A 21484-nucleotide genomic window follows, 5' to 3' on the forward strand; every position below is an offset into this window, starting at 1 on the left:
GTGGCCGGTCCGGTCGCCACCGCACTGGCGAGCCTGACGCTGCGCGGCCGCTGCCTGGTCGCCGCCGGGCTCACCCTGCTCCTGCTCGGCGTGCTCCTGGGCGAGACGCCCCTGGTGCAGGTGGCGGTCTTCGTGCTGGCGCTGCCCCTGCTGTCGGCCGTGGCCGTGGCCCGGCACCGCTTCCGGGTCGCCACCCGCCGCACCGTCACCCCCGCGCGCGTGCCGCGCGGGCGGGACGCCGACGTGCGGCTGGAGCTCGGCAACGCCGGCCGCGGCGCCGGCGGGCTGTGGCTGCTGGCCGAGACCCTGCCGGTGGAGCTCGGGCCGGCCCCGCAGTTCGTCGTGGACCGGCTGCCCGGCGGCCGGTCGACGACGCTGCACTACCGGGTGCACGGCGGACGCCGGGGCCGCTACCGGCTCGGCCCGCTGCGGCTGCGACTGGTCGACCCCTTCGGCCTGGTGCTGCGCAGCGTCGTCGGCGCCGACACCGCCGCGCTCGTCGTCGTCCCCCGCGTCGTGCCACTGGGCCCCGGGGGTCCGGGTGGCGGGCAGGGCGGCGGGGGCTCCGGCGCGCACCGCTCGATCGCCGTCCACGGCGAGGACGACGTGAGCACCCGGCCGTACCGGCAGGGTGACGACCTGCGCAAGGTGCACTGGCGGGCCACCGCCCGCGCCGGCGAGCTGGTGGTGCGGCTGGAGGAGCGGCCCTGGCGCGCACAGGCGACCCTGCTGCTGGACACCCGCTCCCGCGCCCACCTCATCGCCCGCCCCACCCCCGCCGACCGCCGCGCCGTCGCCACCACCGGCCCCGACGCGCCCCCGGCCGACAGCCTCGAGTGGCTGGTGGAGGCGGCGGCGAGCATCGGCACCGAGCTGATCGCCCGCGGTGCATCGCTCCGGGTGGTGACCGAGGGCGCCGAGCTGACCGCCGTCGAGCGCGGCGCGGGGCTCGGCCCCGAGGAGCTGCTGGACCGGCTGGCCGGGGTGGCGCCCTCCCGGCTGGCGGGGCTGGCCCCGGGCCTCGGGCTGCTGACCCGCGCGGCCGGCGAGGGGCCGGTCGTGGCGCTGCTGGGGGCCGTGGGCCCCGACGAGGCCGCCGAGCTGGTGCGGGTGCGTTCCGGCCCGGCCGCCGACGTCGCCGTCCTCGCCGACATCGGCAGTTGGGCCGAGGTCGACGCCGCCCGCCGCCGCCGGCCGGTCGGCGCCGCCGCGCGTGCCGAGCTGACCCGCCAGCAGGAGGCGGCGGCGGACCTGCTGCGCGCCGGCGGCTGGCAGGTGGCCCTCGCGGGCGCCGGGGACCCGGTGGCCGACGTGTGGGCGCAGGTCGCCCGGCCCGGCGTCCTGCAGGGGGGTGCCCGGTGACCGGCGAGACGGCGCGGGGCCTGCTGCGCGACACCGGGACGACGGTGGCCGCCGCCGTCGCGACCGCCCTGGGCACCCTCGCACTGGTGCCGGTCTTCACCGACGGCGACTGGCTGCCCCCGGTGCTCGCCGCGGTCGTCGCCGTCGCCGCGGGCGGCCTGCTGCTGCGGGTCGGCGGCGCCGCGCTCGCCGGGGACCGCACGGCGCCCGGCTGGTGGACCGCGCTCGTCGCCGTCGCCGTCCCCTCCGGCCAGCTCGTCGTGCTGGCCTGCGTGCTCACCGCGCTGTTCGCCCCGGAGCAGGCCTGGGGCGGCTGGCTGCCGACCAGCGGCAGCCTGGCCGACCTCGGCACGGTGATGGCCGAGGGGACGGTGGAGCTGGCCGAGCAGTCCACGCCCGCGCTGCCGCTGACCGGGCTGGTCACGCTGACCACGCTGCTGGCCGGCCTGGTCGCGGTCGTCGTGGACCTGGTGGCGGTCGGCGCCCGCCAGCCGGCGCTGGCCGGGTTGGGGCTGCTGGTCCTGTTCTGCGTGCCGGTCAGCACGGTGACCGGCACGATCGGCGTGCTGCCGGTGGCCGCCCCGGCGGCGGGGCTCGCGCTGCTGCTCTTCGCCGACCAGCACCGGCGGCTGGGCCGGCGGTCACCGGAGGGACGGCGCCCGCTGCTGGGGGCCGGCACGCTCACCGCCGTCCGGACCGGGGCGGTGGCCGTGGTGCTGGGGCTGGTGGTCGGCGCCGTCGTCCCCACGCTGACCGAGGGCACCTTCTCCGGCGGCTTCGGCCGCGGCGGGGGCGGCGGCTCCACCGGGACCGCCCTCGACCCGGCCGCGGCGCTGCAGGGCCAGCTGACCCTCGACGAGCCGGTCGACCTGCTGCAGGTCAACGCCTCGGTGCCCGACCCCGGGTACCTGCGCGTCGTGGCGCTGGACGTCTACGACGCCGCGGAGGGCTGGACGCTCGGCAACCTGGACGGCGAGACCGCGGTCGCCGACGAGGACGAGCTGGCCAGCCTCCCCGGACGGCGCGGCGGCCGGCCGGTCGACGCGCTGGTCACCGCCCTCGGCCACGAGGACCGCTTCCTCCCGCTGTTCTACGCGCCCCAGTCGGTGGACGTGGCCGAGCCGGCGCAGTGGCGCTTCGACCCGGGCACCGGCACGGTGTTCGGCCGCGACGTGTCCACGGCCGGGCAGACCTGGACGGTGGCGGCGGTGGAGCCGCGGCCCACGCCGGAGGAGCTGGCCACGGCCGGTCCGCTGCCCCCGGAGCTGCCGCTGGTGCAGCGCTACACCGCGCTGCCCGACCTCGACCCGAGCGTCGACGAGCTGGTCGCCACGCTGACCGCCGGCGCGCAGACGCCCTACGAGCGGGTGCAGGCGGTCTACGGGCACTTCACCGACCCGGCCAACGACTACGAGTACTCGCTGACCACCGCGCCGGGGACCGGCGGCGACGACCTGGCCGACTTCCTGCGGCTGCGGCAGGGCTACTGCGAGCAGTACGCCGGCGCGATGGCGGCGCTGGTCCGGGCGGCCGGCGTCCCGGCGCGGGTGGTGCTCGGCTACACCCCCGGGACGTCGCAGCCCGACGGCAGCCGGCTGGTCACCAGCGACGACGCGCACGCCTGGGTGGAGGTCTACTTCGACGACCTGGGCTGGGTCCCCTACGACCCGACGCCGATCGACACCGACCGCGCGGTGGAGCTGCCCTGGGCGCCCCGGCCGCAGGACCTGGAGGTCGACCCGCGCACCGACCCGACCTCCGCGCCGCTCCCCGCGCCCACGCCCCAGGGGCCGCAGCAGCAGCCGGCGCCGCAGGACGTCCCGCTGCCGCAGACCGCGCCCCAGCAGGCCGGCTCGTGGGCGCCGGTGCTGCGGGGCGCGGGCGCCGTCCTCGCCGTGCTGGCGCTGGCCGGGGCGCCGGCCGGGCTGCGGGTGCTGCAGCGCCGGCGCCGGCTGGCGACCGGGAGCCCGGCGGCGCTGTGGGACGAGCTCGCCGCCACCGCGCTCGACCTGGGCCGGACCGCCGACCCTGCGCGGACGCCGCGGCAGGTGGCCGAGCAGCTGACCGAGGCGGCCGAGCCCGGCGGCGGCGCGCACCGGCAGCACCGCCGGCAGGTCCCGGCGTCCGGGGTGGCCCAGGCGGTCACCCGGCTGGCGCGGGCCGAGGAGGCGGCCAGCTACGCCCGCCCGGGCAGCGTCCCCGCCGTCGGCCCGGAACTGCGGGCCGACCTGGCCACCGCCCGCCGTGGGCTGCTGGCCGCGGCACCCCGGGGAGCCCGGCTGCGCGCGCTGCTGTGGCCGCCGTCCCTGCTGGCCGGGCTGCGCGACACCCTGGCCCGCCCGCGGTGGGGCCGCCGGACGCCGCTGCGCGGCTGAGAGGGACCCGCTCCCCACCCGGCCCCGTCCAGAGGCTCGCCGCGAGCCTGCGAGCGGTGAGGAGGCCGGGGTCCTCCTGGGGTCCTCCTACTGCAGGCGCAGCAGGCGCTCGGTGAACTCGGCCATCGGCACGGTGAGCAGGAACCGCCCGCCCTCGGACTCCAGCCCCGCCGCCTCGACCCCGGCGGCGACCCACTCCGGGATCGCCTCGAGCAGGGCGTCGACGTCGAGGAACACCGGCCCCTCACCGGGCTCGGCGTCGGCGAGCGACTCGGCCTCGGCCCGGTCCGCGCCGGTCCACAGCGGGAGGACGTCGTGTCCGCCGTCGGTCCACGGGGCCACGCCGTCCTCGTCGCCCCAGGCCCACAGCCCCCCGGAGGCGGCGAGCTCGTCCCAGACGGCGGACGGGTCGGGGTCGGTCACGGTGCCTCCTGCGTCGATCGGGGCCCCAGACGCCGACAGCCGCCGTCCGGGAGGGACGGCGGCTGTCATGCGGAGTCGGGGACTGCCGGGCTACTGGTCGTAGCGGCGGCGGAAGCGCTCCTCGAGCCGGTTCTTCAGCGGCTGGCGGCGGACCTTGCCACCGCCGCGCCCGGCCCGGCCGCCGCGGCCGGGAGCCGAGCCACCAGCCGGTCCGCCGGGGCCGGCCTCGACCACGCCGGTGGCCGAGCGGTAGTTCAGGACGGCGAGCGCCAGCCCGCCGAACGCGACGAGGAAACCGAGGGCGCCCAGTGGCACCGACGGGATCACCGCACCGCCGATGAGGGCGGCCATGCCGACGACGGACAGCAGGAAGCCCAGCTGCAGCTTGCGACGCGCCTTGCCGCGGCGGTCACCGCTGCGGACCGACGAGGCGAACTTGGGATCGTCATCGACGAGGGCGCGCTCGATCTGCTCCAGCAGTCGCTGCTCGTGCTCGGAGAGCGGCACGTCGACCTCCACGTGGGCCAAAGCCAAGAACCCGACGGCGGTGCCCGCCGTCGGTGACACCGAGGATACGAGCCCTCCGCGGGGTGCGAAAGGCGAGCCGCCCCGGGCTCGCCGCGATCACCCCGGTGGGTGGCCCACGGCCTCGGCGGGGAGACGAACGGGGTGCGGCCGGAGTTCCCGCCACCCGGTCGGAGGCCACCTCGTCGGGTGCCGCGCACCGGCGGTGCGGCGGGTCAGGGAGCGCGCTGCCCGTCCCGTCGCAGCAGCGTCGCCGGGCGGACCGCACCGGCGCCGAACCGGCGGGCGGCGCGGTCGGCGGCCAGCTCGGCCTCCCGGCGGCCGTGCTCCCGGGCGCCCAGCTCCAGCTGCCGCGGGGTCGACCCGGCCCGCACCAGGCGCTCGGCGCGCACGCCGATCAGCCGGATGCGGGCACGGTCCAGGCCGAGGGCGTCGAAGAGGGCGCGGGCGGTGTCGTAGACGTCCTGCCCGACGTCGGTGGCGACGTCGAGGGTGCGGCTGCGGGTGATCGTGGTGAAGTCGGCGAAGCGGACCTTGATCGTCACCGTGCGGGCCAGCCAGCCGCCCGAGCGCAGCCGGCCCGCCGTCCGCTCGGAGAGCCGCAGCAGCTCCCGGTGGATGACGGCGGGGTCGTCGACGTCCGTGCCGAAGGTCTCCTCGTGCCCGGTCGACCGCTCCGGCTCGTCGGGCACCACCCGTCGCGGGTCGCGCCCCCAGGACAGCTCGTGCAGGTGCGCGCCGGCCGCCGGGCCCACCGCCCGTTGCAGGGTGCGGACCGGCACGTGCGCCAGGTCGCCGACGGTGCGCAGCCCCAGCCGCAGCAGCACCTCCTCGGTCTTGGCGCCCACCCCCCACAGCGCGCCGACCGGCAGCGGGTGCAGGAACGCCATGACCTCGGCCGGCCGGACGACCAGCAGCCCGTCGGGCTTGGCGGCGGTCGAGGCGAGCTTGGCCACGAACTTGGTGCCGGCCACGCCGACCGAGCAGGTGATGCCCTGCTCGTCGAAGACGCGGGCGCGCAGGTACTCACCGATCGCGACCGCGTCGCCCAGCCGCCGCCCCGCACCCGAGACGTCGAGGAACGCCTCGTCCAGGCTCAGCGGCTCGACCAGCGGTGTGATCGAGCGGAACAGCGCCATGACCGAGCGGGACACCTCGGCGTAGAGCGCCACGTCCCCCGGCAGCACCGTCGCCGTGGGGCACAGCCGCAGCGCGCGGGAGGTGGGCATCGCCGCGTGCACCCCGTATCGGCGTGCCTCGTACGTGGCCGAGGTGACCACACCGCGGTTGCCGGCCCCGCCCACGATCACCGGCGTCCCGGCCAGCTCCGGCCGGCGGCGCACCTCGACGCTGGCGAAGAAGGCGTCCATGTCGACGTGCAGCACGGTGCAGCCCGCGGCACGGGACGACGACCCCGACGACACCGACCCTCCCGACCTCGAACGCGTGTTCGACCCGAGGGGGACGCTAACGCCCCGGGCGCCACCGCGGCACCTCGACGCGGCACCGTGACCGAGCTGTTGCCCGGCTGCCGTCACCGCTGGTCGGGGCAGGTGTGTGAGAGCAGGATGGCCGAGGTACAGCACCCCCCGGAGGGCCGCCGGCCGGCGGCCCGGACCCGACGTGATGGGGAGACCCCATGGCTCTCGACGACGACGACATGACCAGCACCGAGGGCCACGGCCCGGCCGACGGCGGTGCCGCCGGCGGCGGTTCCGACGGTGGCGCGGACGGCGGCGCCGACAGCGGCGCCGGCCACGGCCCGGCCGACGGCGGTGCCGCCGGCGGCGGTTCCGATGGCGGTGCCGCCGGCGGCGCGGACGGCGGGGCCGATGGCGGCGCGGACGGCGGGGCCGATGGCGGCGCGGACGGCGGTGCCGACGGTGGCGCGGACGGCGGCGCGGACGGTTCCGCCTGACCGAGGACCACACCGCCCAGGGCCGGCCGGATCCCCGGCCGGCCCTGCGTCGGTGCACCGCACTCGACCCGCAGGTCTTCGCCGAGGACCACTGGGCCCGCCGGCCGCTGCTGACGCGCGCCGAGGAGACGGGCGGCTCCTTCGACGACCTGCTCGACCTCGCCGCGGTCGACGAGCTGCTGTCCCGCCGTGGGCTGCGCACCCCGTTCCTGCGGATCGCCAAGGACGGCGCGGTCGTCGACCCCAAGCGCTTCACCACGTCCGGCGGCGCCGGCGCCGAGGTCGCCGACCAGGTCTCGTCCGACGCGGTGCTGCGGCTGTTCGCCGACGGCAGCACCGTCGTCCTGCAGGGGCTGCACCGGCTGTGGCCGCCGCTGATCGAGTTCGCCGACCAGCTGGCCGCCGACCTCGGCCACCCGACGCAGGTCAACGCCTACATCACGCCGCCGTCCTCGCGCGGCTTCTCCCCCCACTACGACGTCCACGACGTCTTCGTCCTGCAGGTGGCCGGTGAGAAGCACTGGCGCATCCACGAGCCGGTACTGCCCGACCCGCTGCGCACCCAGCCGTGGAACGACCGGGCCGCCGCGGTGGCCGCAGCCGCCGAGCGCGAGCCGGTGATCGACGCGGTGCTGCGCCCCGGCGACGCCCTCTACCTGCCGCGCGGCTACCTGCACTCGGCGACCGCGCTCGGCGCGATCAGCGCGCACCTGACCATCGGCATCCACTCGGTGACCCGGTGGGCGGCCGCGGAGTCCGCCCTGGACCTGGTCCGCGTGCTCGCCACCGAGGACCCGGAGCTGCGCCGCTCGCTGCCGCTGGGCGTCGACCTCGCCGACCCGGCCGCGGTCGCCGACGACGTCGCGACGGTTGTGACCGCGCTCAAGGGCTGGCTGGACCGGGTCGATCCCGCCGAGGTCGCCGACCGGCTGCGGGCCCGCACCTGGTCGCAGGTCCGCCCGGAGCCGGTGGCCCCGCTGGCCCAGGCGACCGCGGCGGCCGGCCTCTCCCCCGACACCATGCTCCGGCTGCGCCGCCGGCTGCGCTGCCAGCTCCGCGAGGCCGCCGACGGACGGGTCACCCTGGTCGCCGGACGGCGGTCCCTGGAGCTGCCCGCCGAGACCCGGCCGGCGGTGGCCGGGCTGCTGGCCGCCGGCGAGCTGAAGGTCGCCGACCTGCCCGGGCTCGACGCCGCCGACCAGCTCACCCTGGCCCGGCGGCTGGTGACCGAGTCGATCGCGACCGTGCCCGGTGCGACCGCGGAGGACCATGGGGGGCGTGAGCGCGCGCCCGGGAACGGATCGTGAGCCGGCCGGGCTCCCGGGCGCGGGTGCTCCGGCGTCCCCTCCCGTGAGCGCTCCGGCCGACTTCTGCCAGGTCGCGGCAGCGCCCGGACTCCCCGCGGGACGGCTCGACCCGGACCGCTGCTCGGTGCAGGCGCTGGTCCGCGGGGACTCCGGCGTGGCCACCGCGTCCCCGGCGCAGCGCTGGCTGCTGGTCGAGCAGCCGGGTCCGTGGGGCATGGACGCTTTGACGCAGTCGCGCTTCGACCCGGCTGCCGCGCCACGGCTGGCGCACCGGGCGCGGGCCGAGGGCGTGCGGGTGCTGCTGGTCCGCCGTCCCGGCGACCGGCTGGCCGACTCGCAGCGGCGCTGGGCCTACGTCGACGGCCGGCCCGGCGCCGAGGGCGTGTGGTGGTCGGTCCGCGACACCGACACCCAGCTCGTCGACGTCCCCTGGGACGGGTCGGTGGGGACGCGCACCGACGACCCGCTCTACCTGGTGTGCGCTCACGGCGGGCACGACGCGTGCTGTGCGCTGCGCGGCCGGCCGCTGGCCCGGACGATGCCCACCGACGACGTCTGGGAGTGCAGCCACCTGGGCGGCTGCCGGTTCGCCAGCAACGTGCTCGTGCTGCCGCACGGCTTCTACTACGGGCAGGTGCCCGACGACGGCGCCGAGCTGGTCGCCGCGCACGCCGCCGGCCGGGTCGCGCTGCCCTGGCTGCGGGGCCGGTCGGGGGTGCCCGCGCCGGTGCAGGCGGCCCAGCACACCGTCCGCGCGGAGCTCGCGCTGCTCGGCGTCGACGACCTGCCGCCGCGTGACGTGCGCCGGCTGACCCCTGCCGGGGTGGACGTCGAGCGGTGGGTGGTCACCCTGGCCGGGCCGGACGGCGACGTGGTCACCGAGGTCGAGAGCCGCCCGTCGGAGGAGTCGGCGCCGCTGACCTGCCGGGCGACGCACCCCGCGCACGGCCACACCTGGCACGTCCGGCTGCTCCCCGGCGTCTGAGTCCCCCCGGAGTCAGGCCCCGGCGCCGCCCGGGGCGGGCCCGAGGGCCCCCTGCGCGACCAGCGTCTCGTACACCCGCGACGCCAGCGCCCCGAGCTGGTCCTCGTCGGGTCTGCTGTTCAAGCCGATGTCGACGATCAGCCCGGACTCCGGGAAGTAGGCGTGCAGGAGGCGGAAGCCGAGGGTCTCGCCCTCGTAGAACCAGAAGGTGCCCAGGGCGTCGGTCATCTGGGCGACCCCCAGGCCGAAGCCCCTCGGGTCGTCGGGGCCCGTCGCCTCGATGGGCTCCCCCGTCGCCGTCGAGACCAGGCTCAGCAGCTCGGCCTGCTGCTGCGGCGGCAGCAGCCACCCGTCGTACAGGGCTCGCTGCCACCGGGTCATGTCGGCCGTCGTGCTCACGATGGCGCCTGCGCCGCGCGCCCAGGACGGCGAGATCCGGCTGACGTCCCGTCCCCTCAGCGGGGACAGCTCCGGCTCGTCGGTCCGGGTGTAGTAGCCGGCCGGCATGCGGTCGGCGATCGCCGGGGGGTAGAGGTGCGAGCGGTAGTACGTGTCCCGGAGTCCCAACGGGACCAGGAGCCGGGCGGAGAGCTGGTTGGCGTAGCCGGTCCCGGTCACCCGTTCGACGATCATCTCGGCCAGCACGTAGTTGGTGTTCGAGTAGCTGTACCCGGAGGTGGCCGGGGCCTCGACCGCGTAGCCGACCAGCTCCGCCGGGGTGAACTCCCGGAGCGGGTCGGCGGCCTGCGCAGTCAGGAAGGCCGGCTGGTCGTCGTAGGTGGGGATGCCGCTGGTCATGTCCAGCAGCCGCCGGATGGGGACGTCGTGCCACTGCGGGTACTGCGGCAACCACCGGCTGACGGGGTCGTCGATCGAGAGGCGGCGCTCCGCCTCGAGCTGCAGCAGCAGCACCGAGGTGAACGCCTTGGTGTTGCTGCCGATCTGCCAGAGGGCGTCCGGCTGCACCGGCACCGACCCGCCGAACTCGGTGGTCCCGGCGCTGACGTCGATCGTCTCCAGCCGGTCCGGGAGGCTGACGCTCAACCCGGCGGCCGAGACGTGCTCGACCGCCCCGCGCGCCCCCAGGTACTCCTCCAGGTCGCCCCGCAGTGCCGCCACCAGGGCCGGGTCGGCGCCGACGTCCGCTGCCACCGGTGCGGCGGGCGGGGCCGCTGCGGCACCGGGGGCGAACAGGACGGTCGTCAGCACCGCCGCCGCGAGGGCCGTGGGGACGGATCGTGCTGGTCTGACGGTCATCGGGGACTCCGCCCTGCCGGGATCGGCACGTCGAGCGCCGGTCGCCGGGGCACTGTCGTCCCCACCGCCCCAGGGGTCAACGAACGCCGCCGTCCCCGCGGTCAGGCGAGGGCGCGGCCCCGCGCGGCGAGCAGCGGGATGGCCAGCTCGGTCGCGGTGAGTGAGCCGTGGTAGCCGACCAGCCGGCTCGGGCCGGGCTCCTGCTCGGTCGCGACCAGCGCCCAGGTGCCGCGGGCCAGCGCCACGACGTCGCCGATGCGCCCCGCCAGGTCGTCGTCCACCGGACCGAAGACGCCGCTGGCGATGGCCTCGTCGCGGCCGGCGACCCAGGCCCGCTCGCCGAGGACCTCCCGCCACCGTGCGAGCAGGTCGGCCTCGGCCCCGGGCACGGCGTGCAGGTAGCGCGCCCGCGGCTCCCCCGCCAGCAGCCGGACGTCCTCGGTGAGCTCCGGGGTGGCGTCCAGGTCGAGCCGGGTGCCGGCCGGGACGTCGAGCATGCCGTGGTCGGCGGTGACCAGCAGCGCGGCGTCGTCCGGCAGCCCGTCGACGACCTGCTCGACGAGCCGGTCGACGAGGGCCAGCTGGGCGCGCCAGCTGGCCGAGTCGACGCCGCGCACGTGGCCGGTGAGGTCGAGCTCGGCGGTGTAGCCGTAGACGAGGGTGCGCGGCGCGGCGGCCAGCGACTCGAGCAGGACGGCGGCCAGGTCACCGGCGCCGACGGTGCCGGTGTAGCGCGCGCCGCGGTAGGCGGCGTTCGACAGCCCCGACCCGCGGAACGCGTAGGGCGCCACGGCGCTGACCTCGACCCCCGCGTCGGCGGCCTGCTCGAAGACGCTGCGCCGCGACATCCACACGGCCGGGTCGGGGTCGTCGGCCCACTGGACGTGGTTGAGCGTGCGGTCCTCCCCCGGCACCGCCGTGACGAAGCCGAGGACGCCGTGGCTGCCCGGCGGCAGGCCGGTGCCCAGGGTGGTGAGGCTGACCGGGGTGGTGCTCGGGCAGGGAGCGGAGAGGTCCCCGGCCGGGGTGGCGAGCCCGGCGAGGGTGGGGGCGAGGTCCGCGTGCGCGCGGACCAGGTCGGCGCCCAGCCCGTCGACCAGCAGGACGGCGACCCGGCGGGCGCCGGCCAGCGCGGCGCTGAGGCCGAGCGGGTCGGGCGGCAGGTCGCCGCGCTGCACCGGGACGCCGAGCGCGGTGGCGACGCCCGGCAGGACGTCGGCGAGGCTGGCCGTTCCGTAGCCGGGGCGGACCAGGTCGTCGGGGAGTCGGCGGACCCCGTCCGTGGAAGGACCCCCTGCCCCCCTCCCGCTCGCGGGCTCAGGGCGGGACCCGGGACGGGGCCGAGCGGGCAGGGCCATCAGGGGCGGGTCGCGAGCAGGTGCAGGCCGGCGGCGACGTCGCGGTAGGGCGAGCTGCCGGCCAGCGCCAGCTCCAGCCGGCGGACCGCGTCGGGATCGGCGCCGGAGGTGACGTCGAGCAGGTCGCTCACGACGGAGACGCCGCGCCAGGTGCCCGGCTGCAGCCCGGCGGCCTCGACCAGGGCGATCAGGTCGTCGGGGCTGAACCGGCGACGGGCGGGGCGGCGGGCACGGCGCGGCGCGGGGTCGCGGTCCTCGAGCAGGGCGAGGGCCTCGACCGGGTGGCCGGCGACCGCCCGGGCCAGCACCGCGCCGGCGCGGTTGGCCGAGGCCACGCTGGCGGTGCCGCCGGGGCGCAGCGCGCGGGCGAGCTCGCGCAGCGTGGTGGCGGGGTCGTCGACGACCTCGAGCACCGAGTGGCACAGGGCGAGGTCGTAGCTGCCCCCGCCGGTCTCGCCCGCGGGCACGACCTGGTGCAGCTGGTCGCCGTCGCCCTGCACGCCGCGGACCCGCGCCCCGACGCCGGCGTTCTCGGCCCGCCGGCTCAGCGTGGCCAGCGCGTCGGCGCTGGGGTCGACCACGGTGACGTCGTGGCCGAGCCGGGCCAGCGGGACGGCGAAGTTGCCGCTGCCGCCACCGACGTCGAGGACCTGCAGCCGACGGCCGGCCGCGACGAGCGGGTCGAGCGCGGCCCAGACGGCGACCGCGCGGGTGGGCAGCTGGTCCGCGGCGGACGAGGTGGGGGCAGACGGCGGCACCCGTCGGAGCCTAGTGGCGGTCGGTGCCGCGCACCGGTCCGTTCACGGGAGGACGCCGGACGGCGGTGTACCCGGGCACCACGCGGCCCCGTCCCGGGCCCGCCGCGAGCCTGCGAGCGATGGGGGCAGAGGTCCTTCCTCAGGCCGAGACCCCGTCGGCCGCCCGCTTGATCTCCTCGATGTCGATGCGGCGCATCTGGAGCATCGCCTCGGTCGCGCGACGGGCGCGACCGGGGTCGGGGTCGTTGAGCAGGGTGGTCAGCTCGGTGGGCACGACCTGCCAGGAGACGCCGAAGCGGTCCTTGAGCCAGCCGCACATGCTCTCCTCGCCACCGTCGGTCAGCCGGGTCCAGTAGTGGTCGGCCTCCTCCTGGTCCGCGCACATGATCTGGAAGGAGATGGCCTCGGTGAACGGGAACTGCGGTCCGCCGTTGAGGCCGACGTACTCCTGGCCGTCGAGGGTGAACGAGACGGTCATCGCGGTGCCCTCGGGCATCGGCATGCCGGGCCCGTAGCGGGTGACCTCGCCGATCGCGGAGTTCGGGAAGATCGAGGTGTAGTGGCCGGCGGCCTCCTCGGCCGCGCCGTCGAACCACAGGCACGGGATCTGCTTGGGCATCGGGGTGTCCTCTCGTGGGCGGGGCGGCCGGTGCGGGTGCCGAGGAGTAGACCGCCGTCCGGCCCGCAGGTCATCGGTCGCCGCCGCGCGGGTTGGGCTGCGACCGCGGTGTCGGCCCGGGCCGGCCCCGTCCAGAGGCTCACCGCGAGCCTGCGAGCGGTGAGGAGGACGGGGTCCTTCCTCAGTGGCCGGGGCTGCCCGGGCTGGAGTGCCAGAGCTTGCGCGGCGCCGACGACGTCCCCCGGCGGGTGGCGTCGCGACGCGCCACGGTCATGGCGTCCTCCCCCGCCGGCTTGATGTCGGCGTAGGGCGACATCCGGAACCCCGTGGGGTGCACCAGCACCGGCTTGACCACCACCGGCCGCGAGCCGCGCGAGGCCGCCGCACCGGCGATCGCCTCCTCGGTGTAGCCGCCAGGAGCGGCCATCTGCTCGGCCACCGCCTCCAGCCCGCCGGTCTCCCAGGCCTCGTACAGCGCCGGCAGCTCCCACGCGCCGGTGGCCCGCAGGGAGACCCCGCGGGGGCCGGTGCGCCGCAGCACCCCGCGGACCACCAGCAGCCACGAGTGGAAGACCGTCGAGGCGTAGGGACCCTGGGCGTCCTCGAAGAAGGTGGAGTCGGTGCAGCCGGTGCCGTCGTCGAGGGTCACGAAGACCACCCGGCGGCCGGAGCGGATCGGCGGCGTCTGGGTGGCCACCTTGACCCCGGCGACCAGCACCTCGGCTCCGCTGCGACTGCCGAGCAGCTCGCCGGCCGGGACCGCGCCGATCGCGGCGAGGAACGGCCGGTAGAAGTCGACGACGTGCCGGCTGGCGTCCAGGCCCAGCACCTCCAGCTCGGCGCGCACCAGCTCGGCGTCGGTGAACTCCGGCAGCCCGCTGCCCTCGGCCCAGTCCAGCCCCGGCTCCTCTGCCTCCCCCTCGCCGGGCAGCTCCGTGCCCTCCATCTCGAGGCCCATGAGGTCGAGGCTGAGCTGCCCGGTCGTGGCGGCCTCCCCGCCGCTGCGGCTCCACCGGTCCAGCTCGCCGATCTGCAGCAGCAGGTCGCGGCGGGTGACCTGCCGGCGGCCGCGGGTGGGCCGGCCGGCCTCGCGGTCGCGGACCCCGAAGCCGTAGAGGGAGTCGAAGCCGCCGGCCAGCACCAGCCGCTCCACCACCGGCCGGGACACCGACGCCCGGTGCCAGAAGTCGGTGAGCGAGCGGTAGGGCTGCCCGGCGACGACCCGCTCCACCTCCTCGGTGGAGATGCCCTTCACGTCGGCCAGGGACAGCCGGATGCCGTAGCGGGACGGGTCGGGCATCGCCGCCGGCATCCAGTCCGGCCGCGCCCACCCGTCCTCGGTCTCGACCTCAGGTGGAGCGTCAGGGTCGGTGCCGAGGCGCTCGACCCGGTAGGTGCCGGCCGAGGCGTTGACGTCCAGGCCCAGCACCCGGACGCCGAAGTTGCGGGCGTCGTCGAGGATCAGCCGCTTCGGGTACATGCCCGGGTCGTGGGTGAGCACCCCGGCGAGGAAGGCCGCCGGGTGGTGGGTCTTCAGCCATGCCGACTGGTAGGTGGGCAGCGCGAACGCCGCGGCGTGGGCCTTGCAGAAGCCGAAGGAGCCGAAGGCGACCAGCACCTCCCACACCTGCTCGACCACCTCCACCGGGTAGCGCTGCACCGCCTCGGGCATGAACCAGGCCCGCACCTCCGGGTGCAGCTCCCGGTCGCCCAGCGCGCGGCGCGCCTCGTCGGCCTGGGCCAGGTCGCAGCCGGTCATCTGGGCGACGATCTGCAGCACCTGCTCGTGGAAGACGACCACCCCGGCGGTCTGCTCCAGGTACGGGGCGAGGTCGGGGTGCGGGTAGACCGGCGCGCGCCAGCCGTTCCGGGCCAGCAGGAACGGGGTGACCATGTCGCTCTTCACCGGGCCGGGCCGGAACAGCGAGATGTCGATGACGATGTCCTCGAACGTCTCCGGCCCGAACTTGCCGACCAGCTCCCGCTGCCCCGGCGACTCGATCTGGAACATGCCGAGCGTGCGGGTCGAGCGGATCAGCTCGAACGTCGTCGGGTCGTCGCGCGGGACGGCGTCGATGTCGACGGTCTCCCCGTCGACCCGGACCACCTCGTCGAGGGCGTGCGCGATCGCCGACTGCATCCGGATGCCGAGCAGGTCGAGCTTGAGCAGCCCGAGCTCCTCGACGTCGTCCTTGTCGAACTGGCTCATCGGATAGCCCAGGTAGCTGTTCTCCACCGGGGTGCGGTCGAGCAGCGTGGCGTCGGAGAGCAGCACGCCGCACGGGTGCAGCGCGATGTGCCGGGGCAGCCCGTCGAGCCGGGCGACCAGGTCGAAGAGCAGGTCGAGGTCGCCGGTGCCGCCGCCCCGCTCGGAGCCCAGCCGGCTGGCCCGCAGCTCCGGGAGGTCCTTGAGCGCGGCGTGCACCTGGTTGGCCCGGATGTGCGGGAAGGCCTTGGCGACCGCGTCGACCTCGGCGGGCGGCAGCCCGAGCGCGGCCCCGACGTCGCGGATGGCGTGCCGCACCCGGTAGGTGTCCAGCATCGAGATGCAGCTGACCCGGTGGACGCCGAAGCGGTCGAGGACCGCGTCGTACACCTCCATCCGGCGGGCGGACTCCACGTCGATGTCGACGTCGGGCAGCTGGTGGCGCAGCGGGGAGAGGAAGCGCTCCATCAGCAGCCCGTACCGGATCGGGTCGACGTCGGAGATGCCCAGCAGGTAGGTGACCAGGCTGCCGGCGCCCGACCCCCGCGCTGCGGCCCGGACCCTCAGGCTCTTGATGAGGTCGACCACGTCGGCGACGGTGAGGAAGTAGGACGGGTAGCCGAGGACGTCGATGACCGCCAGCTCGTCGTCGAGTCGCCGGGCCACCTCCGCGGTGCGGGGCATCCCGCGCCGGCCCAGCCCGGCCTCGCAGCGGGCGCGCAGCACCGCCGACGGGTCCATCCCCTGCTCGGCCGGGGTGGTCACCACGTCCAGCTCGGGGTAGCGCACGGTGCCGACGCCGAGGTCGGCCCGGACGTCGACCACGCACTGCTCGGCGAGCCGGGCGGTGCGCTCCAGCAGCTGCAGCGCCGCGTCCCGGTCGGGGCCGACGAGGTCCTCGGCGACCTCGGCCATCTCCTTGCCCGACTTCAGGTGACCCTCGGCGGTGCGCCGGTCGACGTGCCGGGCGTCCAGCGGGACCAGCCGGCGGGCCGCGTCCAGGACGTCGGCCGTGGGCGCGTCCAGGGCGTCGACGTAGCGGACGGCGTTGGTCAGCACCGCCGGAACCCCCTCCGCGGCGGCGAAGCGCAGCAGCGCCTGCGCCCGGGAGCGGTCGCCCCGGCCGCGGTGGTGCACGACCTCGAGCACCAGCGAGCCGGGACCGAACACCGCGCGCCAGGCGGCCAGCCGGGCGGAGGCCACGTCGGCCCGGCCGGCTGCCAGCGCCCGGCCCACCGGGGAGTCGGGACCGAGCAGGGCCACCAGCCCGGGCGCGTGCTCGGCGGCCAGCGCCAGCGAGCTCACCGGTTCCCCGCGCGTGCTGCGCAGGTGGGTGGCACTGGTCAGCCGGCACAGCGACCGCCAGCCGGCACCGTCCCGGGCGAGGAAGGTGACCCGGGGCAGCCGCGGGTCGACGCTGGCCCCGCCACGGGCCGGCGACCGGCGTCCGGCGCGGCCGGGTGCGTCGTCCGGCGCCCCCGGCCGGCGAGCCCGTGCGCGCTGCGCCGAGTGCGCACCGCCGACCACGGGGGCGAGGGCCGGCGGCACGGCCGTGTCCACCGAGGGCGTCACCGCCAGGTCCACCCCGAACAGCGGGCGCAGGTCGGCCGCGCGGCAGGCCAGCGCGAACTTCACCGCGCCGTAGAGCCCGTCGCGGTCGGTGAGCGCCAGGGCCCGCATGCCGTGCTCGGCCGCCCGCTCGACCAGGTCGGCCGGGTGGTTGGCCCCGTACTGCATGGAGTAGCCCGAGGCGACGTGGAGGTGGACGAAGGGGTCGGCCCTCACCGCCCGTTCCGGTGCTCGGACCCGCCGACCACCCGGGGACGCGCGCGCCGGGGCGACTCCGGCGGTGGCGCGCTGCCCAGGGTGCTCTCCACGACGTCGAGGAAGGAGCGCACGTCGCGGACCAGGTCGTCGGCCTCGCGGTCGGTGACGGCGTGGGACAGCCCGGCCTCGGCGGCGGCCCGCTTGGCGGCGCCGGCGGCGAAGAAGGTGGCCCACTCGCCCAGCTCGGGCGCGACCTGGCCGAGCAGGACCCAGGCGCTGCGCGGGCGGCGCCGCCCGGACTCCGGCCGGGTGCGCGCGGCCAGCACCGCGGCGGCGGCGCGCAGCGCGCCGAGGTGGGCGGTGGCGTAGCGCTGCCGGGCGTCGGTGCTCGCCGCCGCCTCGGTCAGCGCCCGGGATGCCTGGTCGAGCAGCTGGCGGGCGGCCTGCGGCAGCGGCGGGGGCAGGGGCAGCTGGTCGGCCATGACGCGGACGGCTCCCATCAGTCGTGCACCCGCACGAGCGACCAGCGGTTGTCCGCCGACTCCCAGCTGAGGTCGAAGACGCCGGCGAAGCTCATCCGCGACCGGCCGGCCCGGACCGCCTCGACCCGCCACACCTCGCGGCCGGCGACCAGCTCGGCGGAGGCGCCACCGGTCACCCCGGCACCGCGCTGCCACCACGGGACGGTCTCCACCCAGGAGTCGAGCAGCTCACCGACGACGTACCGCGACTGCCCGCGCCAGAACTGCGCCGGCCCGAGCGGCCCGCGCTCGACCTGCACCTCCTCGCCGACCCGCCCGCCGACCCCGCTCAGCACCCGGCTCATGACAGACTCCCCACCCGCTGCGCCGCCCCACCGGCCCCGGCCCGCCGCACCGGGTGGGGAAGGACCCGGGTGCGGCGGGAGGCCGACGTGTTCGAACGCCTGTTCGAACAGCGTCGAGTACACCCGACGGCACCGACGGCGTCAAGCGGGCGCGCGATCGGTGTGCGGGGTGGCCTCCGGGCCCTCCGGGGAGCCCGGGGTCGGGAGCGGACCGTCCGGGCCGGTGGCAGGATCGGTGCATGAGCCGACCCGAGCACCCGCGGGTGGCCGCCGTCTCCTCGCTCCTGGCCGAGGCCGGCGTGGCCGGTCAGGTGCTCGAGCTCACCGGCAGCGCCCGCACCGCCGCCGAGGCGGCCGGAGAGCTCGGCGTCCCGATCGGGGCCATCGCCAACAGCCTGCTGTTCGACGTCGACGGCGCGCCCCTGCTGGTCCTCACCAGCGGCGCGCACCGGGTCGACGTCGCCAAGGTGGCCGCGCTGCTCGGCGTCCGCGCCGTGCGCCCGGCGTCGGCCGACTCCGTGCGCCGGCACACCGGCCAGCCCATCGGCGGCGTCGCGCCGATCGGCCACCCGGAGCCGATCGGCACGCTGGTCGACGTCGAACTGGCCCGGCACGACCGGGTCTGGGCCGCCGCCGGCCACCCGCACGCGGTCTTCCCGACCAGCTACGAGGAGCTGCTGCGGCTGACCGGCGGGACCGCCGCGGAGGTCGGCGAGGGCCCGCAGGTCCGGCCCGAGACGGTGGAGGCCCGATGACCGGCACGACGCCCGCGGCGCGGGTCACCGAGCTGCCCACCGGGTGGCTGCGCGACCACATGCACGAGGCCCTGGCCATCTACGGCGAGGCGATGGGCTACAGCCCCTCGGTGGTCGCCGGCCGGTACGGCTACGCCATCCAGCACACCGAGCGCCCCGGCTTCCGCGCGGTCGGCGCCTTCCTGCAGACCCGCGACGGCGAGGTCCTCGTCGGGTTCGGCTACGGCTACCTCATCGCCCCCGGCCAGTGGTGGCACGACCAGGTGCGCGCCGCACTCGACCGGCGGACGGCGAAGCGCTGGCTGCCCGGCGCCTTCGAGGTCTGCGAGCTGCACGTGCACCCCGACCACCAGAGCCGCGGGCTGGGCCGCCAGCTGCTGCACGCCCTGGTGGCCGGCCTGCCCTACCCGGCAGCGCTGCTGTCGACCCCGGACAACGACACCAAGGCCTTCCGGCTGTACCACGCCGACGGCTTCGTCGACCTGGCCCGCAACCACCGCTTCCCCGGCGACTCGCGCCCCTTCGCGATCCTCGGCGCCCCCCTGCCGCTCGCGCCCCCTGCACCCCGGTCCGACCGCGCGTGAACGACGGTCACACCTCCGTCGACGCGGTCGTCGTCGGCGCCGGGCACAACGGGCTGGTCGCCGCCTGCTACCTGGCCCGCGCCGGGCTGCGGGTGGAGGTCCTCGAGCGCGACGAGGTGCTCGGCGGTGCGGTCTCCACGGTGGAGCGGTGGCCGGGCGTGCGGGTCGACCGGGGGTCGAGCGCGCACGTCATCGTCCGGCAGAGCGGCATCGTCGAGGAGCTCGACCTCGCCGCGCACGGCCTGCGCTACGTCGACTGCGACCCGTGGGGCTTCGCGCCCGCCCCCTCCCCCGGCGACCCCGGGCCCGACGGCCGGCCGCTGGTGTTCTCCGTCGACCTGGACGCCACCTGCGCCTCGATCGCCGACGCCTGCGGACCCGAGGACGCCGCCGCCTACCGCCGCTTCGTCGAGGTGTGGGCCCCGCGCAGCCGCGCCGTCGTCGGCTCCTTCGCGCGGCGGCCGACCGTGGGCGGCCTGGCCCGGTCCTTCTGGCCGATCGGCGCACCCACCGACGGCCGGCCGCGGACCCCTGGCGGCGACATCGCCGTCGACTTCCTCGGCTCCGGCGACGCGCTGCTGGACCGCTGGTTCACCAGCGAGCGGCTCAAGGCGGCGCTGGCCTGGTTCGGCGCGCAGTCCGGCCCGCCGGTGTCCGAGCCCGGCACCGCGGCGATGGTCGCGTGGGCGACGCTGCTGCACGACGTCCCGCCCGGCCACCCGGTGGGCGGCTCGGGCGGGCTCACCCAGGCGCTGCGCCGCCGGCTGGAGTCCGACGGCGGGCACGTCACCCTCGGGGACGGCGCCGCCCGCCTGCTGGTCGAGGACGGCCGGGTCACCGGCGTGGGGACGGCGTCGGGACGGCGGGTCGCAGCCCCGGTCGTCGTCGCCGCGTGCCACGTGCTGGCCACCCGCGACCTGGCCGGGGAGCACGCCCCGCCGGCGCTGGCCGACGCCGCGCCACCGGTGGGCAACGGCTTCGGCCTGGTGGTCCGGGCGCTCACCGACGCCCCGCCGTCCTACCCCGGGGTCGACCCGGCGACGGCGTCGGGCGGGCTGCAGCTGCTGTGCACCGACCGCGCGCAGCTGGCCGCCGCCCACGGCGACTGGCTGGCCGGCCGCCTGCCGCGGGAACCGGTGCCGCTGGCGATGTGCTTCTCCGCCACCGACGACACCCTCGCCCCGCCCGGGCAGCACGTGGTCACCGTGTGGGGCCAGTGGTACCCCTACGCGCTGGCCGACGGCGCCGACTGGGACGCGCTCGCCGACGCCGAGGCCGACCGGCTGGTCGCCGCCGTCGACCGCTTCGCGCCCGGCTTCGCCGCCTCGGTGCAGCGCAGGTACGTGCAGACCCCGCTGCTGCTGGAGCGCGAACTGTCGCTGCTGCGTGGCAACGTCATGCACGTGGAGATGGGGCTGGCCAGCATGTTCGCCCTCCGGCCGACACCGGCCCTGGCGGGCTACCGGGTGCCCGGCCTGGCCGGGCTCTACCTCGCCGGCGCCTCCACGCACCCCGGCGGCGGGGTGTCGGGCAACTCCGGGCGGACGGCGGCCCGCGTCGTGCTCGGCGACCGCGGCGTGCCGGCCCGCGCCCGCGAGGCCCTCCGGCGCGGGCTGGCCCGGGTCCGCCGGTGAGCGGTCCGGCCCTCGCGCGGCAGGGCAGCCGGACGGCCGCGCTGCCGTGGGTGCCCGCGGTGCTGCTGGTGCTCACCGCGATCGCCTACCCCCTGACCGACGCCGGGGGTGCGGTCCGCGACGCGGTCAGCTGGACGATCGTGCTGCTCGGCTCGACGGTGTCGGTGGTGCACGCGACGGTCAGCCGGGGCGCCCGCACCGGCGCCGGGGTCCTGCTGGTCACCGCGGCCACCGCCGTGGTGTTCGAGTCGGTCGGCCTGGCCACCGGGTTCCCCTACGGCGAGTACACCTACAGCGACGACCTCGGGCCCACGCTGCTCGGCGTCCCGTTCCTCGTGCCGCTGGCCTGGCTGATGATGGCCTGGCCGAGCTGGCTGCTGGCCCGCCGGCTCACCCGGGGCGGGCGACGCGCGGCCCGCGTCGGGGTGGCCGCGGCGGTCTTCGCCGCGTGGGACGTCGTCCTCGACCCGCAGATGGTGCAGGCCGGCTACTGGACCTGGGCGCACCCGCGGCCGTCGCTGCCGGGCATCGACACGGTCCCGCTGACCAACCTGGCCGGCTGGCTGCTCGCCGGCCTCGTCCTCATGACGCTGCTCGACCTGCTGGTCGCGGGCGCCGCCCCGGAGCCGCCGCGCACCGGCGACGGCGCCCCGCTGCTGGTGCTGGGCTGGATGACCCTCGGCGGCGCGGTTGCGCACGCCGGCTGGCTGGGGCTGCCCGGGTCGGCGACATGGGGAGTGCTGCTCGCCGTCCCGGTGCTGGTCGCCCTGGCGGTGCAGGCCCGCCGGCCGTGACCGAGCCCGCGAGGTCACGCACGGACACCAC

At 77.2% G+C, this 21484-nt stretch carries 19 protein-coding genes; 9 read left to right on the forward strand and 10 right to left on the reverse strand.

The genetic code is table 11. From position 1 onward, the window contains the following. Both BMW27_RS05745 and BMW27_RS05750 read left to right on the forward strand, forming a co-directional pair. Entirely contained in the window at positions 1–1362 is a 1362-nt protein-coding gene (locus BMW27_RS05745) for a DUF58 domain-containing protein (protein ID WP_091440483.1), read from the forward strand. Continuing rightward, positions 1359–3737, forward strand: coding sequence for a transglutaminase-like domain-containing protein (locus tag BMW27_RS05750; protein ID WP_091440485.1), 2379 nt, complete (start codon positions 1359–1361; stop codon positions 3735–3737). Before BMW27_RS05745 ends, BMW27_RS05750 begins: the two co-directional genes overlap by 4 nt. A gap of 87 nt (positions 3738–3824) precedes the next feature. Here the strand turns inward: BMW27_RS05750 and BMW27_RS23245 are convergent, their stop codons facing one another. The 3 genes from BMW27_RS23245 to dinB all read right to left on the reverse strand — a co-directional run bounded on the left by BMW27_RS23245 (position 3825) and on the right by dinB (position 6109). After that, positions 3825–4160, reverse strand: coding sequence for a DUF2750 domain-containing protein (locus BMW27_RS23245; RefSeq protein WP_091440486.1), 336 nt, complete (start codon positions 4158–4160; stop codon positions 3825–3827). 90 nt (positions 4161–4250) lie between these two features. Further along, positions 4251–4727, reverse strand: a complete 477-nt coding sequence (locus BMW27_RS05760; protein WP_245743325.1) for a DUF3040 domain-containing protein — start codon at positions 4725–4727, stop codon at positions 4251–4253. Between the two features lie 173 nt (positions 4728–4900). Continuing rightward, a complete protein-coding gene (dinB, locus tag BMW27_RS05765) occupies positions 4901–6109 on the reverse strand; it encodes a DNA polymerase IV (RefSeq protein ID WP_091440488.1) in 1209 nt (402 codons plus the stop codon). Between the two features lie 215 nt (positions 6110–6324). Between dinB and BMW27_RS23250 the strand changes: the two genes are divergently transcribed. From BMW27_RS23250 to BMW27_RS05780, 3 genes are all read left to right on the forward strand, one after another. Further along, positions 6325–6603 carry a BatC protein gene (locus BMW27_RS23250; RefSeq protein ID WP_091441461.1) on the forward strand — a complete coding sequence of 93 codons (279 nt, stop codon included), beginning with the start codon at positions 6325–6327 and terminating at the stop codon, positions 6601–6603. A gap of 308 nt (positions 6604–6911) precedes the next feature. Further along, the gene (locus tag BMW27_RS05775; RefSeq protein ID WP_342707420.1) at positions 6912–7910 is read left to right on the forward strand and encodes a cupin domain-containing protein; all 999 of its coding nucleotides are present in this window, start codon (positions 6912–6914) and stop codon (positions 7908–7910) included. 43 nt (positions 7911–7953) lie between these two features. Continuing rightward, entirely contained in the window at positions 7954–8895 is a 942-nt protein-coding gene (locus BMW27_RS05780; RefSeq protein ID WP_091440489.1) for a ferredoxin family protein, read from the forward strand. A gap of 12 nt (positions 8896–8907) precedes the next feature. Here BMW27_RS05780 and BMW27_RS05785 read toward each other — a convergent pair whose 3' ends face one another. From BMW27_RS05785 to BMW27_RS05815, 7 genes are all read right to left on the reverse strand, one after another. After that, positions 8908–10152, reverse strand: coding sequence for a serine hydrolase domain-containing protein (locus BMW27_RS05785; RefSeq protein WP_091440491.1), 1245 nt, complete (start codon positions 10150–10152; stop codon positions 8908–8910). A 101-nt stretch (positions 10153–10253) separates the two neighbouring features. Next, positions 10254–11330 carry an alkaline phosphatase family protein gene (locus tag BMW27_RS05790; protein ID WP_245743326.1) on the reverse strand — a complete coding sequence of 359 codons (1077 nt, stop codon included), beginning with the start codon at positions 11328–11330 and terminating at the stop codon, positions 10254–10256. A gap of 179 nt (positions 11331–11509) precedes the next feature. After that, positions 11510–12268 (reverse strand): class I SAM-dependent methyltransferase, encoded by a 759-nt coding sequence (locus tag BMW27_RS05795; RefSeq protein ID WP_091440494.1) that lies wholly within the window; start codon positions 12266–12268, stop codon positions 11510–11512. 139 nt (positions 12269–12407) lie between these two features. Then, positions 12408–12887 carry a VOC family protein gene (locus BMW27_RS05800; protein WP_091440495.1) on the reverse strand — a complete coding sequence of 160 codons (480 nt, stop codon included), beginning with the start codon at positions 12885–12887 and terminating at the stop codon, positions 12408–12410. A 181-nt stretch (positions 12888–13068) separates the two neighbouring features. Then, positions 13069–16878, reverse strand: coding sequence for a DNA polymerase III subunit alpha (locus BMW27_RS05805; protein ID WP_091440496.1), 3810 nt, complete (start codon positions 16876–16878; stop codon positions 13069–13071). Further along, positions 16875–17360, reverse strand: a complete 486-nt coding sequence (locus tag BMW27_RS05810; RefSeq protein WP_091440497.1) for an SAV_6107 family HEPN domain-containing protein — start codon at positions 17358–17360, stop codon at positions 16875–16877. The genes BMW27_RS05805 and BMW27_RS05810 overlap by 4 nt, the downstream gene beginning before the upstream one ends. Then, positions 17360–17686: a DUF6504 family protein gene (locus BMW27_RS05815; protein WP_091440498.1), complete on the reverse strand. Its 327-nt coding sequence runs from the start codon at positions 17684–17686 to the stop codon at positions 17360–17362. The genes BMW27_RS05810 and BMW27_RS05815 overlap by 1 nt, the downstream gene beginning before the upstream one ends. A gap of 239 nt (positions 17687–17925) precedes the next feature. Between BMW27_RS05815 and BMW27_RS05820 the strand changes: the two genes are divergently transcribed. From BMW27_RS05820 to BMW27_RS05835, 4 genes are read left to right on the forward strand one after another with little or no spacing between them, the layout of a single operon-like run. Continuing rightward, on the forward strand, positions 17926–18441 hold the full coding sequence (locus BMW27_RS05820; protein WP_091440499.1) for a YbaK/EbsC family protein: 516 nt from the start codon (positions 17926–17928) through the stop codon (positions 18439–18441). Beyond that, on the forward strand, positions 18438–19025 hold the full coding sequence (locus BMW27_RS05825; RefSeq protein ID WP_091440500.1) for a GNAT family N-acetyltransferase: 588 nt from the start codon (positions 18438–18440) through the stop codon (positions 19023–19025). The genes BMW27_RS05820 and BMW27_RS05825 overlap by 4 nt, the downstream gene beginning before the upstream one ends. Further along, positions 19022–20659: a phytoene desaturase family protein gene (locus BMW27_RS05830; RefSeq protein ID WP_091440502.1), complete on the forward strand. Its 1638-nt coding sequence runs from the start codon at positions 19022–19024 to the stop codon at positions 20657–20659. The genes BMW27_RS05825 and BMW27_RS05830 overlap by 4 nt, the downstream gene beginning before the upstream one ends. Then, positions 20656–21453, forward strand: a complete 798-nt coding sequence (locus BMW27_RS05835; protein ID WP_091440504.1) for a carotenoid biosynthesis protein — start codon at positions 20656–20658, stop codon at positions 21451–21453. Before BMW27_RS05830 ends, BMW27_RS05835 begins: the two co-directional genes overlap by 4 nt. Positions 21454–21484 lie beyond the last annotated feature (31 nt).

Source organism: Geodermatophilus poikilotrophus (genome assembly GCF_900111455.1).
GTDB lineage: Bacteria > Actinomycetota > Actinomycetes > Mycobacteriales > Geodermatophilaceae > Geodermatophilus > Geodermatophilus poikilotrophus.

What these genes read in the sequence shown, in the direction of transcription:
- BMW27_RS05815 (WP_091440498.1), bottom strand. Translation starts at nt 17,686, where the DNA reads ATGAGCCGGGTGCTGAGCGGGGTCGGCGGGCGGGTCGGCGAGGAGGTG.
- BMW27_RS05820 (WP_091440499.1), top strand. Translation starts at nt 17,926, where the DNA reads ATGAGCCGACCCGAGCACCCGCGGGTGGCCGCCGTCTCCTCGCTCCTG.
- BMW27_RS23250 (WP_091441461.1), top strand. Translation starts at nt 6,325, where the DNA reads ATGGCTCTCGACGACGACGACATGACCAGCACCGAGGGCCACGGCCCG.
- BMW27_RS05810 (WP_091440497.1), bottom strand. Translation starts at nt 17,360, where the DNA reads ATGGGAGCCGTCCGCGTCATGGCCGACCAGCTGCCCCTGCCCCCGCCG.
- BMW27_RS05825 (WP_091440500.1), top strand. Translation starts at nt 18,438, where the DNA reads ATGACCGGCACGACGCCCGCGGCGCGGGTCACCGAGCTGCCCACCGGG.
- BMW27_RS05785 (WP_091440491.1), bottom strand. Translation starts at nt 10,152, where the DNA reads ATGACCGTCAGACCAGCACGATCCGTCCCCACGGCCCTCGCGGCGGCG.
- BMW27_RS05800 (WP_091440495.1), bottom strand. Translation starts at nt 12,887, where the DNA reads ATGCCCAAGCAGATCCCGTGCCTGTGGTTCGACGGCGCGGCCGAGGAG.